Source organism: Burkholderia sp. IO2, from assembly GCF_029522185.1.
Taxonomy (GTDB): domain Bacteria; phylum Pseudomonadota; class Gammaproteobacteria; order Burkholderiales; family Burkholderiaceae; genus Burkholderia; species Burkholderia cenocepacia.
On record NZ_JAKWFH010000032.1, the window covers coordinates 1 to 16,657 of the forward strand.

Annotated in this window: 13 protein-coding genes; 9 read left to right on the plus strand and 4 right to left on the minus strand. The window is 71.6% G+C overall.

What is annotated here, in order from left to right; translation table 11 throughout:
• The 8 genes from bcsZ to MMB92_RS20795 form a co-directional block, all read left to right on the plus strand.
• A partial coding sequence (gene bcsZ, locus MMB92_RS20760; protein WP_277562904.1) for a cellulose synthase complex periplasmic endoglucanase BcsZ occupies nucleotides 1-1,201 on the plus strand: 1,201 nt, incomplete at its 5' end.
• Nucleotides 1,186-5,091, plus strand: a complete 3,906-nt coding sequence (locus MMB92_RS20765; RefSeq protein WP_196445987.1) for a cellulose synthase subunit BcsC-related outer membrane protein — start codon at nucleotides 1,186-1,188, stop codon at nucleotides 5,089-5,091. The genes bcsZ and MMB92_RS20765, both read left to right, overlap by 16 nt.
• 16 nt (nucleotides 5,092-5,107) lie before the next feature.
• The gene (gene bcsE / locus MMB92_RS20770) at nucleotides 5,108-7,087 is read left to right on the plus strand and encodes a cellulose biosynthesis protein BcsE (protein ID WP_196445988.1); all 1,980 of its coding nucleotides are present in this window, start codon (nucleotides 5,108-5,110) and stop codon (nucleotides 7,085-7,087) included.
• Nucleotides 7,084-7,317, plus strand: a complete 234-nt coding sequence (locus tag MMB92_RS20775) for a hypothetical protein (protein ID WP_012492530.1) — start codon at nucleotides 7,084-7,086, stop codon at nucleotides 7,315-7,317. The genes bcsE and MMB92_RS20775 overlap by 4 nt, the downstream gene beginning before the upstream one ends.
• Nucleotides 7,314-8,093 (plus strand): cellulose biosynthesis protein BcsQ, encoded by a 780-nt coding sequence (gene bcsQ, locus MMB92_RS20780; protein ID WP_196445989.1) that lies wholly within the window; start codon nucleotides 7,314-7,316, stop codon nucleotides 8,091-8,093. The genes MMB92_RS20775 and bcsQ overlap by 4 nt, the downstream gene beginning before the upstream one ends.
• Nucleotides 8,090-10,627, plus strand: a complete 2,538-nt coding sequence (bcsA, locus tag MMB92_RS20785; RefSeq protein ID WP_196445990.1) for a UDP-forming cellulose synthase catalytic subunit — start codon at nucleotides 8,090-8,092, stop codon at nucleotides 10,625-10,627. The genes bcsQ and bcsA overlap by 4 nt, the downstream gene beginning before the upstream one ends.
• 27 nt (nucleotides 10,628-10,654) lie before the next feature.
• A complete protein-coding gene (gene bcsG, locus MMB92_RS20790; RefSeq protein WP_196445991.1) occupies nucleotides 10,655-12,211 on the plus strand; it encodes a cellulose biosynthesis protein BcsG in 1,557 nt (518 codons plus the stop codon).
• Nucleotides 12,193-12,390 (plus strand): hypothetical protein, encoded by a 198-nt coding sequence (locus tag MMB92_RS20795; RefSeq protein ID WP_006482672.1) that lies wholly within the window; start codon nucleotides 12,193-12,195, stop codon nucleotides 12,388-12,390. Before bcsG ends, MMB92_RS20795 begins: the two co-directional genes overlap by 19 nt.
• Before the next feature lie 55 nt (nucleotides 12,391-12,445).
• On the opposite strand, the gene MMB92_RS20800 is transcribed toward MMB92_RS20795, so the two are convergent.
• Genes MMB92_RS20800 through MMB92_RS20815 form a run of 4 tightly spaced genes read right to left on the minus strand, consistent with a single transcriptional unit; the run spans nucleotide 12,446 to nucleotide 15,666 of the window.
• Nucleotides 12,446-13,330, minus strand: a complete 885-nt coding sequence (locus MMB92_RS20800) for a pirin family protein (protein WP_112750285.1) — start codon at nucleotides 13,328-13,330, stop codon at nucleotides 12,446-12,448.
• Nucleotides 13,331-13,362: 32 nt separating this feature from the next.
• On the minus strand, nucleotides 13,363-13,755 hold the full coding sequence (locus MMB92_RS20805; RefSeq protein WP_111442300.1) for an OsmC family protein: 393 nt from the start codon (nucleotides 13,753-13,755) through the stop codon (nucleotides 13,363-13,365).
• A 44-nt stretch (nucleotides 13,756-13,799) separates the two neighbouring features.
• Nucleotides 13,800-15,380, minus strand: coding sequence for a sodium:proton antiporter (locus MMB92_RS20810; protein ID WP_196445992.1), 1,581 nt, complete (start codon nucleotides 15,378-15,380; stop codon nucleotides 13,800-13,802).
• A 25-nt stretch (nucleotides 15,381-15,405) separates the two neighbouring features.
• Nucleotides 15,406-15,666 (minus strand): XapX domain-containing protein, encoded by a 261-nt coding sequence (locus MMB92_RS20815; RefSeq protein WP_006482681.1) that lies wholly within the window; start codon nucleotides 15,664-15,666, stop codon nucleotides 15,406-15,408.
• Between the two features lie 275 nt (nucleotides 15,667-15,941).
• Here MMB92_RS20815 and MMB92_RS20820 point away from each other — a divergent pair, with 275 nt between their 5' ends.
• Nucleotides 15,942-16,628, plus strand: coding sequence for a hydrolase (locus MMB92_RS20820; protein ID WP_006482670.1), 687 nt, complete (start codon nucleotides 15,942-15,944; stop codon nucleotides 16,626-16,628).
• The last annotated feature ends 29 nt before the right edge of the window (nucleotides 16,629-16,657 follow it).

Consider the following 16,657-nt stretch of genomic DNA (forward strand, 5'->3'; position numbering starts at 1 on the left):
AACGCGGCCGGCGCGGCGTGTCGGCGCGACGTTCGCGCTGGCGCTGGCGGTGACGTGCGCGGCGGCCGGCATGGCCACGCGCGCGCACGCCGCCGGGACTGGCGCGGCCGACGCGGCCGGCGCCGGATGCAGCGTGGCGTGGCCGCGCTGGGACGCGTTCAAGCGCGATTTCATCTCGGCCGACGGCCGCGTGATCGACGTCGGCTCGGCCGATTCGCGCACGGTATCGGAGGGGCAGGCGTATGGACTGTTCTTCGCGCTGGTCGCGAACGACCGGCGCATGTTCGACACGATCCTCGCATGGACCGAGAACAACCTCGCGCAGGGCGACCTGAGCGCGCACCTGCCTGCGTGGCTGTGGGGCCGCGCGCCCGACGGCGCGTGGCGCGTGCTCGACGCGAACCCTGCGTCGGACGCCGACCTGTGGATCGCGTATGCACTCGTCGAGGCCGGACGGCTGTGGCGCGAGCGCAGCTATACGGCCCGCGGCGCGCTGCTCGCGAAGCGCGTGCTCGACGCCGAGACGGCGACCGTGCCGGGCCTCGGCCTCACGCTGCTGCCGGGGCCGACCGGGTTCAAGCTGGCCGACGGCCAATGGCGCGTGAACCCGAGCTATTCGCCGCCGCAGGTGATTCGCGCGCTCGGCGCGCGGCTGCCCGACGACCGTCGCTGGGCCGCGCTGGCGTCCAGTACCGGGCGCGTGCTGCTCGACACCGCGCCGAAGGGGTTCTCGCCGGACTGGGCGCTGTATCGCGCGGGCAAGGGTTTCGGGCCCGATCCGGACACGCATGCGCAGAGCGCGTACAACGCGATCCGCGTGTACCTGTGGGCCGGCATGCTCGACCGTGCCGATCCGCTCGCCGCGCCGCTGCTCGCGAAGTTCGCGCCGTTCGCCGATGCCATCGCCGCGCACGGCGCGCCGCCGGAGCGGGTCGATACGACGACGGGCGTCGCGGGGCCGAACGACGGCAACGGCGGCTTCTCCGCGGCGGCCGTGCCGTTTCTCGACGCGCGCGGCCAGCACGCGCTCGCGGATGCACAGGCGGCCCGCGTCGATACGCTCGCGCGCCAGTCGGCGCCCGGCTACTACACCAGCGTGCTGACGCTGTTCGGCCTCGGCTGGCGCGACGGCCGCTACCGGTTCGGGGCGGACGGCACGCTCGACACCCGCTGGGGAGACCGTTCGTGCGCCGCCCGCTGAAGTGCGCCGCGCCGCACGTCGCGGGATTCGCATGGCTCGCGTCGTCGGTGTGCGCGGCGGCGTCGGGCCCGGCGATCGCGAACTCCGCGACTTCGGCGACACCGTCGACCTCGGCCGCCGCCGATGCGCGGCGCGAACTCGACACCGCGCGGATGTGGGGCATCAAGCATCGCGACGATCTCGCGCGCGATGCGCTGCGCAAGGGCCTGCTGATTGCGCCGGGGGATCCCGAGCTGCTGGCCGAACAGGTGCGCGTGCTGCTGCGGTTGGGCGATGCGAAAGGCGCGCAGGCGTCGCTGGCGCGGCTGCAGGCGCAGTCGCCGAATGTGCCGGCCACGCGGCGGGTGGCCGACGAATACCGGGTCGCGACGAGCGGGCGCGGCGAGATGGCGCAGATCCGGCTGCTCGCGCGCAGCGGCCGTGCCGACGAGGCGGCACGGCGGATCGTCGCGCTGTTTCCGAACGGCGCACCGGCGGGCGCGCTCGGCGCCGAGTATTACCAGATCGTGTCCAATGCGCCGGGCGGGCGTGAGCCGGCGATCGCCGCACTGCGCCGCGCGATCGCGGCCGATCCGGGCGACACGAGCGCATCGGTCGCGCTCGCGCGGCTGTTGAACCAGCGCGACGACACGCGCGCGGAAGCGAACCGGATCGCCGCGTCGCTCGCGCAGCGCAACGACGCGGACCACACGGAAGCGATGGCGCTGTGGCGGCGCGTGCTGCAATCGGCCGGCAGCGATCCCGCGTATCTCGACGCGCTGCACGCGTATCTCGCGCTCGCGCCGGACGACACCGAATTCCGCGACCGCGCCGCCGGCCTCGATCGGCAGCGCGACGCGCGGCGCCGGCTCGAACGCGATCCCGACTACATCGCGCAACAGCGCGGGCTGCAGGCACTCGCGCGCGGCGATCTGGCCGCCGCCGATCCGCTGCTCGCGCGCGCCGCGCGGGCGCGGGCGGACGACGCCGATGCGCTGGGCGGGCTCGGCCTGCTGCGGCTGCGCGAGGGGCGGCACGACGAAGCGCGCGTGCTGTTCGCGCGGGCCGCGACGCGTGCGACCGACCAGCGCGGCAAATGGCAAAGCCTCGCGCGTACCGCGCAGTTCTGGGGGGTGCTCGCCCAAGGCCGTGAAGCGGCCAGTGCGGGGCGCCCGAAGGAGGCCGAGCGCGCCGCGCGGGCGGCGCTCGCGATGCAGCCGGACAACCCGGACGCGAAGTTGCAGCTCGCCGATGCGCTGCTCGCGCAGCGCGACTGGGCGCAGGCGGAGCCGTTGCTGCGCGGCTTGCTGGCCGCGCGTTCGCCGAGCCTGTCGGCCGTGCGCGACACGGCCACGCTGTACGAAAACACCGGCCGCGCGGACCGGATCGGCCCGTTGCTCGACGCGCTCCAAGGGCGCGTGACGGGCGCCGACGATCGCCGCGCGCTCGACGGCCTGCGCGGCGACCTGCTCGCGAACGAGGCGCGCGCGCTGGCCGACAAGGGCGCACGCGGGCCGGCCGCGCAGCGCTACGAGGCGGCCGTGCGCGCGGCGCCCGACGCGCCGTGGACGCGCTTCGCGCTCGCGCGCCTCTATCGCGACATGGGGCTGCCGCAGCTCGGCCGCACGGTGATGGACGACGGGCTCGCGCAGCGCGATACGCCCGAGATGCGCTACGCGAACGCGCTGTACCGCAACTCGCTCGACGATGTCGCGGGCGCTCAAGCCGTGTTGGCGCCGGTCGACGACGCGCACCGTTCGGACGGGATGCGCGCACTGGCGCGCAAGCTCGATGCCGAAAGCGCGCTGGCCGACGCACGCAGCGCGCATGCACGCGGCGACCGCGCGGCATTTGCCGCCACGCTCGCGCACGCGCAGGCGAGCGCACCGGACGATCCCGACATGCTCGCCGCGATCGGCGCGCAGTGGATCGACGCGGGCGAACCCGAGCGCGGCCTCGCGCCGCTGCGCGACTGGATCGCCGCGCATCCGCGCGAAGCCGACGCGGACGTGCGGCTGCGCTACGGCGACCTGCTCGGCCGCGCGGGGCGCGACGACGCACTCGCCGCGTGGCTCGACACGCTGCGCCGCGACTCGTCGCTGACGCCCGCGCAGACCGCGCGGCTCGAGGATCAGTCGCTGCGGCTCGTGCTGCGGCAGACCGACGACGCGATCGCGCGACAGGACTACGCACAGGCGCGCACGCTGCTCGACCGCGCGAGCCCGGCCGGCCGGGCGGACAAGCGTTACGCGCTCGAACTCGCCGATCTCGAACGCGCGCAGGGCCATTACGATGCCGCGCGCGATGCGCTCGCGCCGGTCGTGGCGCGCACGCCGGACGATGCCGATGTGCAGCTCGCGCTCGCCAGAATCGACGAGGACAGCGGCAACCGTGCCGCCGCACGCGCGCGCGTGCAGGCCGTGCTGGCGCGCACGCCGGACGACGACGTCGACACGCAACTGTCGGCCGTGCGCCGCCTGAACGCGCTGCGCCGCCCGGACGAAGCCGCGCAGGTCACCGACCGGCTGCAGGCCGCGTATCCGGCGCGCGCCGACGTGACGGTCGCGGCCGGACGCGTGGCCGAGGCGCAGGGGCGCTATGACGACGCGGCGTCGCTGTACCGGCTGTCGCAGTCGCAGGAGCGCGCGACGGGCGTGAGCCCGGGCCGCGACGGGTTGACGCCCGCGCAGGCCGCGTTCGCGGATCTGCAGCAGCGGCGCAATCCCGAGATCGAGACCGGCTGGATACCCGCGTACAAATCGGGCGACGAAGGCATCTCGTCGTATCGCGCGCAGCAGGTGCCGATCTATATGCAGATGCCGGTCCGTTACGACGGGCACGTGTTCGCGCAGATCGACACCGTGCATCTCGACCCGGGCACGCTCGACACGAGCAATCCGGACGCCTATTCGCTGAAGACGTTCGGCACCTACGCGGCGCTCCGCGCGCAAAACGGGTTGCCGCCGCCATTCCAGCTGAATCAGCCGGCCGCCGCGCTGCTCGCGAATCCGCCGGGTTCGCTGCACCAGTCGACGACGGGCGTCGCGCTCGGCGCCGGCTATCTGTCGGACGCGTGGCGCGTCGATCTCGGCACGTCGCCGCTCGGCTTCCCCGTGCATTACCTGGTCGGCGGCGTGCGCTATCGCTTCGACGCGGGCCCCGCGAGCTTCTCGGTGAATGCGTCGCGAAGGCCGGAAACGAGCAGCGTGCTGTCGTACGCGGGGATGCGCGACCCGTGGACCGGCGCGGTGTGGGGCGGCGTGCGCCGCGACGGCGTGAACCTGCGTGCGTCGGTCGACGTCGGCCGCACGAACCTGTTCGCGGAGCTCGGCGCGGGCGTGCTGTCCGGCCGCAACGTCGAACGCAACGCGGAAGTCACGCTGCGCACCGGCTTCACGGTGCCCGTGTACGAGCGCGCGACGATGAAGCTCAGCACGGGGCTCGTCGGCAATGCGTGGCACTACGCGCAGAACCTGCGTTACTACACGTACGGGCAGGGCGGCTACTACAGCCCGCAGCGCTACCTGTCGCTCGGCGTGCCGATCGAATGGGCGGGGCGGCGCGATGCGCTGTCGTGGGACCTGACCGTTACCGGCGGGATCTCGAACAGCTACGAAAAGGATTCGCTGTATTACCCGACGTTCTCGGACCAGCGCGCCGCGCAGGTGGCGGCCGGGTTCGTCTATGCGGGCAGCTCGACGCGCGGCGTGTCGTTTTCTTACGGCGTGAACGGCATCGTCGAGTATCGCGTGAACCCGCACCTGAGCGTCGGCGCGCAGTTGCACATCGACCGGTCGCACGACTATGCGCCGAGCTCGGCGCTCGTGTACCTGCGCTATGCGTTCGATGCGCGCGCGCCGCGCAGCTGGCTCGTCACGCCGACGCCGGTGCGGCTTTATTCGGATTACTAGGGACTAGGGGAACGCCGTGACTACGGAATTCGATGCCATCCGCCTCGCGCCCGGCGCCACCAGCCTGGTCGATCGCCTGCGCGCGTCGTTGCGCATGGGGCTGGCGGGCGGCCGCGCCGGCGCGTTGAGCCGGCTCGCGATCGACGGCCTGCCCGATACCTGGACGCAACTGGAAGCCGGCGGCCTGTATGCGATCTACGCGGCCGCCGGCACGCCGGGCTGCGATGCGCTCGTGTGGGAAAGCGCGCGCCAGGCGCGCACGCGCGACGTCACGGTCGTGCTGGCGCGCGATCCGGCGCGCGTCGCCGCGCAGATGGCCTCGCTCGGCTTCGCGGGCGGCGCGCAGCCGGCCGGCTGGCCGCGCAACCTGAACGTATTGGCGATGCCGCCGGCGGCCGGGCCGGCCGACGACGGTGTGGATGCCGGTGCGGCCGGCGGCACGCCGCGTCGCGCGGCACCGGGCCCGTTCGCGCGGCTGACCGGCGGCTTGCGCGCGATGAAGCGCTACGGGCTGCATGCCCGTTCGCTGTATTTCGTCGAAGGCGCGCAGCGCTGGTTCAGCTGGGACGATCCGGTCGCGCTCGCGGACGAAGCGCACGCGCTGGCCGACTGGTGCCGCACGCGCCGGATCGCGCTCGTGCTGCTGCTCGACCCCGAAGCGACCCGCGCGGGCGGCGACGCGCGCGCCGACGATGCGCCGCTCGTGCGCGATGCCGATCGCACGCCGCGTAGCGGCTTTCACGGCATCTGCTCGGGCGTCGCGCAGTTGCAGCGCACGCATGGCGAGCTGCTGTGGATCGTCGATTTCTGGCGCGCGGGCGACACGCTCGCGGCCGGCGAGGTGCGGCCGCTGCGCTTCGCGCCGAGCGGCCGGCTGTCGGCGAGCGTCGACGGCGGCGCGACCGAACCGGCGCGCCGGATGAAGCTCGCGAGTGACGAGGATCGCGTGGTGGTCAGCCGCGCGGTGGTCGACGGCGCGAGCCGCGTGCCGGACGGCTGGGAGATCGTCGACGACAATGCGGCCGTCGTCGCCGCGTGCGCGAGCGCGCAGGCCGCGACCGCGGTACTCGTGTTCCGCTCGCATGCGCAACTCGAAGCGCTGTGCGCGGACGTGCACGCGCTGCGCCGGCAGTGCGGCGGCGCGCTGAAGATCGCGGTCGTCGAGCGCGGCGAGGTGCTGCGCCACCAGTTCGAGGTGCTCGTGCTGAGCGTCGGCGCGAACCGGGTCGTCGCGCGCGACTTGCCCGTCTCGCGGATGCAGGCCGCCGTGCATGCGCTGCGCGGCCAGCTCTACGCGCGGCCCGTCGCGGCCGACTATCGCGCGGCGCTCGCGGCCGCGCTCGGCGATTCGGTGCTCGGCTATCTGCCGGTCGGCGCGTTCTGCCAGCGGATTCGCGCGGTGCTCGATCGCGGCGCGGTGCTCGCGCTGCCGCATACGCTCGCGAAGCTCACGCTGTTGCCGGGCGTGTCGCACGTCGATGCGTTGCGGCACTGCCGGCCGCGTCGCGCGGGCGACGTCGTGACGGCCGATGCGGCGCACCTGTTCGTGTTCCTGTTCGCGTGCGAGCCGGTCGACGCCGACGATGCGCTCGCGCGGATTTTCGACGTGCCGGTCGATACGCTGTCCGACCGCGTCGTGTGCCTCGGGCAGGGCAGCATCGATACCGAGCTCGAGACGCTGAAGGCCGCGAACCGGCGCGCGCCGATCGCCGACTACAGCGACCTGTTCGCGGCGCCGCAGCCGGCGGGCGCCGCGCGCGCATCGACCGCGCCCGCCGAGCCCGGTGCGGCGTTGCCCGACGCGAGCGAGGTGAGCGCCGCGATCGACGCGATCGATACCCTGGTCGTGCTCGACGCGATGGGCGTGCCGCAGCAGGCCACGCCCGCCGCCGTCGAGGCCGGCGTCGCGTCGACGCCGGACCCCGTCATTCCCGCCGCGCGTGCGCGCGGCGCCGTCCGCAGCGCGATGCCGCTGCGCAAGCAGGAGGACGCATGATCGCCGAACTCGTCATCGGCTTCATCGTCGGTATCGTGATCGCGGTGCCGGTATGGATCGTCGCGCAGCACCTCGGCGTCGGCCGCGGCTTCCACGCGCCGCGCGGCATCGACCGCCGCGACGCGGTGCCGTGCGCACTCGTGCCGGTCGCGCTGCGCGGCCGCCTGCTGCCGGGCGCCGGCAACGAAGGCGGCGAACTCAACGAGCGCGACAGCAAGGCGCCACGATGAAAACGATCGCCCTCACCTCGACGACGGGCGGCGCGGGCCGCACGACGCTCGCCGCCGCGCTCGCGGTACTGCTCGCGCGCCGCGGCCGGCCGGTCGTCGCCGTCGAATTCGATGCACAGAACCTGATGGGCGCGACGCTCGGCGTCGATACGCTGGCCGAACACGGTCTCGCGCACAGCCTGCTGGGCGGCGCCGAACCGTGGCACGCGCACACGTGGCGCAACGCAGACGGCGTGCTGTTCGTGCCGTACGGGCAAGTCGATGCGGCGGAGGCCGCCGCGTGCGATGCGCGGCTCGTGGCCGATCCGGCGTGGCTGCCGCGCGCGCTCGACGAGATCGCGCTGCCGGCCGATGGCGTCGTGCTGGTCGACACCGCCCGTTATCCGTCGCCGCAGGCCGCGCAGGCGATCCGTTGCGCGGACCTGACGCTCGTCGTCGTGCCGCCGGAGCCGGTCGCGTGCGCGACGACGGCCGCGCGGCTCGGCGCGTTGCGGGCCGGCCGCGGCGAACTGCAGATCGTCGTGAACCGGCTGAACCCGGCGCGCGACATGCAGCGCGACGCGCTGGCGATGCTGCGTGCGGTCGCGGGGCCGGCGTCGATGCTCGAGCAGCGCATCCACGTCGACGCGGCCGTGCCCGAGGCGCTCGCGCGCGGCAGCTGGATCTTCGACGACGCGCCGTATTCGCAGGCGTCGCACGACCTGAACGGCGTCGCGAACTGGGTCGACACGTGGCTCGCGGCGGCCGTCGCGGGCCATACCGGAGCGGGGCGATGAAGGCCGCGTTCGGCGCGCGACTGCGTGCGTTCGGCCGGCGCGTGGCCGACTGGTGCGCGCGCGGCATCGGGCTGCCGGCGGAACGCACGCGGGTGGACTGGCTCGTGCGGCTGTTTTTCCACGCGCCGCCGCCTGGCCGGCCCGATCACGTACGCCGCTGGGTGCGTGTCGCGTTCCTGCGGCTCGCGCACGACTGGGGCGTGCTGCAGCCGCTCAGCGTGCGCGAATGGCTGTGGCGCGCGATCGTGCGCGCGCCGCGCGTGGCCGACGGCCGTCCCGCGCGCGATCCGCTCGCGTGGTTCGACACGTTCGTGGTGCCCGTCTACGTGGCCGGGCGCGCGCTCGGCCGGCGCATCAACGCGATGCTCGAGCGTCTGCCGTGGGCGCGCTGGGGCGGCTGGCTCGATGCGCGCGCGAACGGCGTCGGCCGGCGCCGCTGGCTCGCGCCGCTGCTGCTGGTGGCCGGCGCGGTGCTGTGGGCCGCGGCCGGGATGTCGCCGCTGATGCCCGGCGCGCAGTTCGCGTTCTTCGCGATCGTCGCGGTGCTCGCGCTCGCGCTGCGCCGCCTGCCGGGCCATTTGCCGACCCTTGCGCTCGCGTCGCTCGCGCTGCTCGCGGCGGTGCGCTACGTGTGGTGGCGCACGACCCAGACGCTCGACTTCCGCAGCCCGGTCGAAGCCGTCGCCGGTTACCTGCTGTATGGCGCCGAAGCCTATACGTGGATGATCCTGCTGCTCGGCTTCGTGCAGACCGCGTGGCCGCTCGACCGGCCGATCGTGCCGCTGCCCGACGATCCGGACAACTGGCCGACCGTCGACGTCTATATCCCGACCTACAACGAGCCGCTGTCGGTCGTGAAGCCGACCGTGTTCGCCGCGCAGAGCATCGACTGGCCGAGCGCGAAACTGCGCGTATACCTGCTCGACGACGGCCGCCGTCCGGAATTCGCGGCATTCGCGGCCGAGGCCGGCATCGATTACCTGACGCGCGACGACAACCTTCACGCGAAGGCCGGCAACATCAACCGCGCACTGCCGAAGACGCGCGGCGAGTACATCGCGATCTTCGACTGCGATCACGTGCCGACGCGCTCGTTCCTGCAGACGACGATGGGCGTGTTCCTGCGCGACCCGAAGTGCGCGCTCGTGCAGACGCCGCACCATTTCTTCTCGCCCGATCCGTTCGAGCGCAACCTCGGCACGTTCCGCGAGATCCCGAACGAAGGCAACCTGTTCTACGGCCTCGTGCAGTCCGGCAACGACCTGTGGAACGCGACGTTCTTCTGCGGCTCGTGCGCGGTGCTCAAGCGCAGCGCGCTGGAGGAGGTCGGCGGCGTCGCGGTCGAGACCGTGACCGAGGATGCGCATACGGCGCTCAAGCTGCACCGGCGCGGCTATACGTCGGCGTACCTGCCGACCGTGCAGGCGGCCGGCCTCGCGACCGAAAGCCTCGCGGGCCACGTGAAGCAGCGCACGCGCTGGGCGCGCGGGATGGCGCAGATCTTCCGCATCGACAACCCGTTCCTCGGGCGCGGGCTCGGCCTGATCCAGCGGATCTGCTACGGCAACGCGATGCTGCATTTCTTCTACGGGATTCCGCGGCTGGTGTTCCTGACGATCCCGCTCGCGTACCTGTTCTTCCACCTGTACTTCATCAACGCGTCGTCGCTGGCGCTCGCCAGCTACGTGATCCCGTATCTCGTGCTTGCGAACATCGCGAACTCGCGGATGCAGGGCCGCTACCGGCATTCGTTCTGGGCCGAGGTCTACGAATCGGTGCTCGCGTGGTACATCGCGCTGCCGACCACCGTCGCGTTCTTCAGCCCGAAGCACGGCAAGTTCAACGTGACCGACAAGGGCGGCAAGATCGACGAAGGCTACGTCGACTGGTCGACGTCGAAGCCGTATCTCGTGCTGTTCGCGCTGAACGTGCTCGCGATCGCCGCCGGCCTGTGGCGGCTCGTGGCCGACCAGGGCGACGAGGCGTCGACGATCCTGATCACGCTCGGCTGGACCGTGTACAACCTCGCGATGCTCGGCGCGGCGCTGGCCGTCGCGCGCGAGACCAGGCAGGTGCGCGTCACGCACCGGATCGCGATGCGCGTGCCGGCGATGCTGCTGCTCGCCGACGGCTCGACCGCCGCGTGCTTCACGAGCGACTACTCGACCGGCGGCCTCGGGCTCGAAGCGGTGCCCGGGCTGCCGCTCGCCGTCGGCGACACGCTGACGGTGTGCGTGACGCGCGGCGACCGCGCGTTCCCGTTCCCGGTGCGCGTGACGCGCGTGACGTCGACCCATGTCGGCGTGAGCTTCGACGAACTGACGCTCGAACAGGAACGCCAGCTCGTGCAATGCACGTTCGGCCGCGCCGATGCGTGGCTCGACTGGCATGAAGGCGCGCGGCCCGACACGCCGCTCGGCGGGCTCAAGGAAGTGCTGCGGATCGGGCTGGACGGTTACGTACGAATGTGGAAGGGTGCGGCGCGCGGCGTGCAGACGATGCTCGCGCCGAAGCTCGATCGCGCGCGCGACTGACGCGGCGCGCATCATGGAGTGGGTTAGATGACGTTCTGGAATCTGTATTTCATCCTGAAGTTCGCGCTGTTCGCGACCGGGCACCTGCAGCCGTTCTGGCTCGCGAACCTCGCATTCGCGGTGGCGCTGGCGGCGAGCGCGCCGCTGCGCGCGCGTGCGTGGCGCATCGTCCGGCAGGTCGTGGCGATCGCGATCGCGGTGCCGCTGCTCGCGCGCGAGCTGCATGCGCCGCCGCTCGCTCGTCTCGCGGAGGCCGCGCGCGAAGTCAGCACGTTCCGCCTCGACTACTGGATGGAACTGCTGCCGCGTCTGTTGCCGCCGGTGCTGGCGCTGACGATCGTCGGCGTGCTGATCGTCTATTTCATCGTCAATCGCTGGCTGCGCGTCGCGACGTTCGTGCTGGCCGTGCTGATCGTGATGCCGCTGTGGCAGGCCGGCAGCGGGCTGATGGCGCGCGTCGTCGCGCCGGCCCAGCCGCAGGCGAACGTGGCGGGCGCCACGCGCGTCGACCAGCCCGAGGACCACAACGCGGCGCTCGCGACGTTCCGCGCGCAGGAGTCGCAGCGGCAGGTCGCGTTCGGCCATCTCGGCAGCGATCCGGCCGCGCAGTTCGACGTGATCGTGTTGCACATCTGCTCGCTGTCGTGGGACGACCTCGATGCGGCGAAGGTGCGCAACCACCCGATGCTGAGCCACTTCGACTACCTGTTCACGAACTTCAGCACGGCCGCGAGCTACAGCGGCCCGGCGGCGATCCGCGTGCTGCGCGCGAGCTGCGGGCAGGAGGCGCATGCGGACCTGTACAAGAGCGCGCCGCCGCAGTGCCACCTGTTCTCGCAACTGGCGGGCGCCGGCTACACCGTGCAGTCGCTGCTGAACCACGACGGCCATTTCGACAACTTCCTGCAGGTGATCCACGACAACATCGGCGTGGCCGATGCGCCGATGATCTCGAACGCGGCCGCGCCCGTCGCGATGCACGCGTTCGACGGCTCGGCGATCAAGGACGACTACGCGACGCTCGCGAACTGGTACGCGCAGCGTGCGGCGGTGCCGGGGCCGGTCGCGCTGTACTACAACACGATCAGCCTGCACGACGGCAACCGCGTCGTCGGCAGCGCGCTGACGAGCATCGACTCGTATCCGCAGCGCGCGACGAAAATGATGACCGATTTCGATCGTCTCGCCGACCTGATCGCGCAATCGGGCCGCCGCGCGGTGATCGTGTTCGTGCCCGAGCACGGCGCCGCGTTGCGCGGCGACAAGAACCAGGTCGCGGGCCTGCGCGAGATTCCGACGCCGCGCATCGTGCACGGGCCGGTCGGCGTGCGGCTCGTCGGCTTCGCCGGCAACCACGGCGCGACGACCGTGATCGAGCAGCCGACCAGCTTCCTCGCGCTCGCGCAGTTGCTGTCGAACCTCGTGTCGAACAGCCCGTTCAAGCCGGGCGCGACGCTCGCGCAATACGCGGCCGATTTGCCGCGCACGCGGATGATCGGCGAGAACGAGGGCACGGTGACGATGCAGACGGCCGCAGGTTACGCGGTGAAAACTCCGGATGGCGTATGGATCGACGAACAGTAACGATCGCCGGCGAAGGCGACGACGAGCGCCTGTCGCAACCGAACGACGTGATCGGCCTCGCGCGGCATCTGCCCGCGCTCGATCCCGAACGCTATGTAGACGAACAGGCGCGCCGCGCGTTCGATGCGTCGCTCGATCGCTGGCCGACGCTCGCGAAGCTGATGGGACTGAAGCGGTAAACGCACGACGGCCGGCGTGGCGGCCGGCCGTCGTCGGTGGGGCGGGGCGCGCCGCTTACTGCGTTCGGCGTTCCGGCTGGCGCGTCCATTCGCCTTCTTCGCCCTGCACCTTGCCGAACGTCTGATCGGCCCATGCGGCACGCGCCGCGTCGATCTTCGCGCGTTCGCTCGACACGAAATTCCATTCGATGAACCGCTCGCCCGGCAGGTGGGCGCCGCCGAGCAGCATCGCGCGTGCGCCGTGCGCGCTCGCGAGCGCGACGGTCGCGCCCGGTTCGAGCACGGCCATCGTCGCCGGGGCGAGCGGCGTGCCGTCGACGGTGAGGTCGCCGTCGACGAGATATACGCCGCGTTCGTCGTGCTCCGCATCGAGCGCGAGCTGCCCGCCCGACGCGAATTCCGCAACCGCATAAAGCGTGGGCGAGAACACGGCGACCGGCGACGCGAGTCCGAACGCGGTGCCCGCGATCACGCGCACGGTCGCGCCGTCGCGCGTGAACGACGGCAGCGTGTCGGCCGCGTGGTGGACGAACGCGGGCGCGGTGTCTTCATGCTCGACCGGCAGCGCGACCCAGGTCTGGATGCCGTGTACCGGCTGCTCGCGCGGCCGATCCTCGTCGGGCGAGCGCTCCGAATGCACGATGCCGCGGCCGGCCGTCATCCAGTTCACGTCGCCCGGCACGATCTTCTGCCGGAAGCCGAGGCTGTCGTGATGCATCAGCGAGCCGTCGAACAGGTAGGTGACGGTCGCGAGCCCGATGTGCGGATGCGGCAGCACGTCGATGCCGCGGCCGGCCGGCAGCACCGCGGGCCCCATTTCGTCGAAGAAGATGAACGGGCCGACGAGGCGCGCGGCGCGCGCGGGCAGCACGCGGCGCACGACGAGGTTGCCGATGTCGCTTTCGCGCGGCGTGAGCAGGGTCTTGATCGAGGCGGACATGACGGGAATCTCGTGACGGTGGCGGGCAGCGATCAGGCGATCGCCGTGTCGATCGCGATCGGATGCGTGAGGATCTTGTGGACCGGGCACGCGTTCGCGATCTGCAGCAGGCGTTCGCGCTGCTCGTCGGTCAGGTCGCCGTCGAGCGTGATGCGGCGCACGATCGTGCTGCCTGCGCTGCCCGATTCGTGCGCGAGCTTCACGTGCACTTCGGCGAGCGGCCAGCCCTTTCGTTGCGCATACATCTTCAGCGTGATCGCGGTGCAGGCACCGAGGCTCGACAGCAGCAGCGCGACGGGCGTCGGCGCCGCATCGCCGCCGCCGAGCGACGCGGGTTCGTCGGCGCGCCACTGATGGACGCCGTCGGTGAAGTGGACGAGGTAATCGACCGAGCCGATGCTCGCTTCGACGGACAGTTCGCTCATTGCGGTTCCAGGTGGGAAAGGGGACGGGCCGGGCAGGCCGGACGTTACGGTTCGAGCAGGCGCTGCAGCCGCAGCTCCTCGAAATCGAGTTCCGATTCTATGCGGTGCAGTACCGCGTCGTCGACCTTGCCGTCGCGATGCAGGTCGAGCAGCGCGCGGCGCGATATGCCGACGAGCTCGAGTTCGACGCGCAGCATGCGGGCGCGCACGCCGGCCGGTTCGGCGCCTTGCCGGTGCGCGCGTTCGTTGAACGTGACGCGGTTGCGGTATTCGGCGAGCAGGCGGTCGAGCGACGGCTGCTCGAGCGCCGAGCCGTGCTGCCCGAGCGTATCGAGTGCGGCGAGCGCCGCGCCGAACGTGTGCGCGCGCACCGCATGTTCGGACATCGTGTGGCGCGCGGCCGGGCGCAGCTTCAGCACGCGAATGAGCGGCGCGAGCGTGCCGCCCTGCACGACGAGCGTTGCGATGATCAGCAGGAAGGTACTGAACAGGATCAGGTCGCGGCCGGGGAAGTTGGCCGGCAGCGCGATCGCGGCCGCGAGGCTCACGACGCCGCGCATGCCCGACCAGCCGAGCACGACGGCTTCGCGCCACGACCACGGCGTGTGGCCCGCGCGCCGCGCACGCAGGCGGCCCGGCAGCCACATCGCGACGAACACCCACACGACGCGCGCACCGATCGCGGCGGCCGTCGCCGGCAGCGCGACCCGCAGGCCGGCCATCAGCACCGCGCCTTCGTGGTTCACGCGTGCGAGGATCGCATGCAGCGCGAGGCCGATCAGGATGAACACGAGCGCGTCGAGCACGAACACGATCGCCTCCCACGTCGCCTTCGCCTTGATCCGCATGTCGGCGTTGAACACCCGATGCTGGCGCACGCCGAGCACGAGCCCGCAGGTGACGACCGACAGCACGCCCGAGCCGTCGACGGCTTCCGCGATCCCGTAGCTGCCCCATGCCATCGCGAACGTCACGACGATGCCGAGCATCGGATCGCGCAGGCGCGGCAGCACCCAGCACATCGCGTGGCCGCACGCGAGGCCGACCGCGATGCCGATCAGCGTGAGCGAGAAGAACAGGCCGGTGGCACTGGCCGCCGTGATCGACACGGCGAGCGCGGCCGACACGGCCATCTGGTACAGCAGCAGGCCCGACGCATCGTTGACGAGACTTTCGCCCTCGAGCACCGCGACGAGCCGCGCGGGCAGCGGGTGGCGTTGCAGGATTGCCTTCGCGGCGACCGCGTCGGGCGGCGACACGATCGCGCCGAGCGTGAAGCACGCGGCCCACGGCAGCGCGGGATTCGCCGCATGCACGGCGAGCGCGACCGCGACGGTCGTGAACGCCACGGCGCCGAGCGCGAGCGACGCGATCGACGCGAGTTCCTGCCGGAATTCCTTCCACGCGGTGTAGAACCCGCTCGACATCAACAGCGGCGGCAGCACGGCCGCGAGCAGCAGTGCCGGGTCCATGTCGGGCACGCGCTTGCCCGCGACGGCGACCACGCAGCCGCCGAGCAGCAGCACGACGGCCGGCGGAATCGAAATCCGCTCGGCGAGCCAGGTGAGGGCGCCCGCGCCGCAGATCAACAGCAGCAGGTAATGGAACAGCTCGACGTTGGTCATGCGCGGCCGGCGGCGATGGGGTGGATCACGAAGGCTTGCGGTCGTTCGCGGCGCCGCCCGGCAGCGCGCCGAACATGTGCTGGCTGCACTGTGCGTCGCGCCATGCGGTGTTCAGCCGATGGCCGGACAACATCCGGCGCGCGACGGGCAGGATCTGTTCGCCGGCCAGCATGCCGAGCAGGCCGGTGAGCGCGATGAGCGGCGGCGCCGGCGAATTCACGCCGAGTGCGCCGTAGATGACGCCCGCGAGGAGGCCGGCGATCAGCGACAGGAAATACGGTTTCATGGTGAGCTTCCGTGAGGGCCGACGGGCGGCGCGGTGCATGCCGTCAAGAACTTGAAAGCGTAGCGGGTTTGCGTGAAGAAAAAAAGGGCGGGCAGCCCCGAACGGGCATTCGTTCAGGAATCGGATCGATTCCATTTCTTGGGTGTTCGCGCCGTGCGTTTGCGGCTTAAATATTTCGGCCCGGATGACGATCCGGCGTCGACGCACACCAGGCTCCTCCCGTTTTCACGGTCGAGGCAGGCCCCCCTTTTTCCGTTCACAGGACCTCATTCGCCATGAGCAACCCGAAGCTTGAAGTACTGACACCGCACAACAGCCAGCTGATCTTCATCGACCAGCAGCCGCAGATGGCGTTCGGCGTGCAGTCGATCGATCGCCAGACGCTGAAGAACAACGTCGTCGGGCTCGCGAAGGCCGCGAAGGTCTTCGACATCCCGACCACGATCACGACGGTCGAAAGCGACAGCTTCTCGGGCCACACCTATCCCGAGCTGCTCGACGTGTTCCCGAACCAGAAGACGCTCGAACGGACGTCGATGAATTCGTGGGACGACCAGAAGGTGCGCGACGCGCTCGCCGCGAACGGTCGCAAGAAGGTGATCGTGTCGGGGCTGTGGACCGAGGTCTGCAATACGACGTTCGCGCTGTGCGCGATGCTCGAGGGCGACTACGAGATCTACATGGTCGCCGACGCGTCGGGCGGCACGTCGCAGGCCGCGCACGATTTCGCGATGCAGCGCATGGTGCAGGCCGGCGTGGTGCCGGTCACGTGGCAGCAGGTCCTGCTCGAGTGGCAGCGCGACTGGGCGCGCCGCGACACGTACGACGCCGTGATGGCGATCGCGAAGGAGCACTCGGGCGCATACGGGATGGGCGTCGACTACGCGTACACGATGGTCCACAAGGCGCCGCAGCGCACCGCGACGCCGCACGAGTCGATTCCGGCCGTGCCCGCGAAGTAACGGGCCGGCGGCCGCGCTCGCCGCGCCGG

What these genes read in the sequence shown, in the direction of transcription:
- MMB92_RS20775 (WP_012492530.1), top strand. Translation starts at nt 7,084, where the DNA reads ATGATCGCCGAACTCGTCATCGGCTTCATCGTCGGTATCGTGATCGCG.
- bcsQ (WP_196445989.1), top strand. Translation starts at nt 7,314, where the DNA reads ATGAAAACGATCGCCCTCACCTCGACGACGGGCGGCGCGGGCCGCACG.
- bcsA (WP_196445990.1), top strand. Translation starts at nt 8,090, where the DNA reads ATGAAGGCCGCGTTCGGCGCGCGACTGCGTGCGTTCGGCCGGCGCGTG.
- bcsG (WP_196445991.1), top strand. Translation starts at nt 10,655, where the DNA reads ATGACGTTCTGGAATCTGTATTTCATCCTGAAGTTCGCGCTGTTCGCG.
- MMB92_RS20795 (WP_006482672.1), top strand. Translation starts at nt 12,193, where the DNA reads ATGGATCGACGAACAGTAACGATCGCCGGCGAAGGCGACGACGAGCGC.
- MMB92_RS20800 (WP_112750285.1), bottom strand. Translation starts at nt 13,330, where the DNA reads ATGTCCGCCTCGATCAAGACCCTGCTCACGCCGCGCGAAAGCGACATC.
- MMB92_RS20805 (WP_111442300.1), bottom strand. Translation starts at nt 13,755, where the DNA reads ATGAGCGAACTGTCCGTCGAAGCGAGCATCGGCTCGGTCGATTACCTC.
- MMB92_RS20810 (WP_196445992.1), bottom strand. Translation starts at nt 15,380, where the DNA reads ATGACCAACGTCGAGCTGTTCCATTACCTGCTGCTGTTGATCTGCGGC.
- MMB92_RS20815 (WP_006482681.1), bottom strand. Translation starts at nt 15,666, where the DNA reads ATGAAACCGTATTTCCTGTCGCTGATCGCCGGCCTCCTCGCGGGCGTC.
- MMB92_RS20820 (WP_006482670.1), top strand. Translation starts at nt 15,942, where the DNA reads ATGAGCAACCCGAAGCTTGAAGTACTGACACCGCACAACAGCCAGCTG.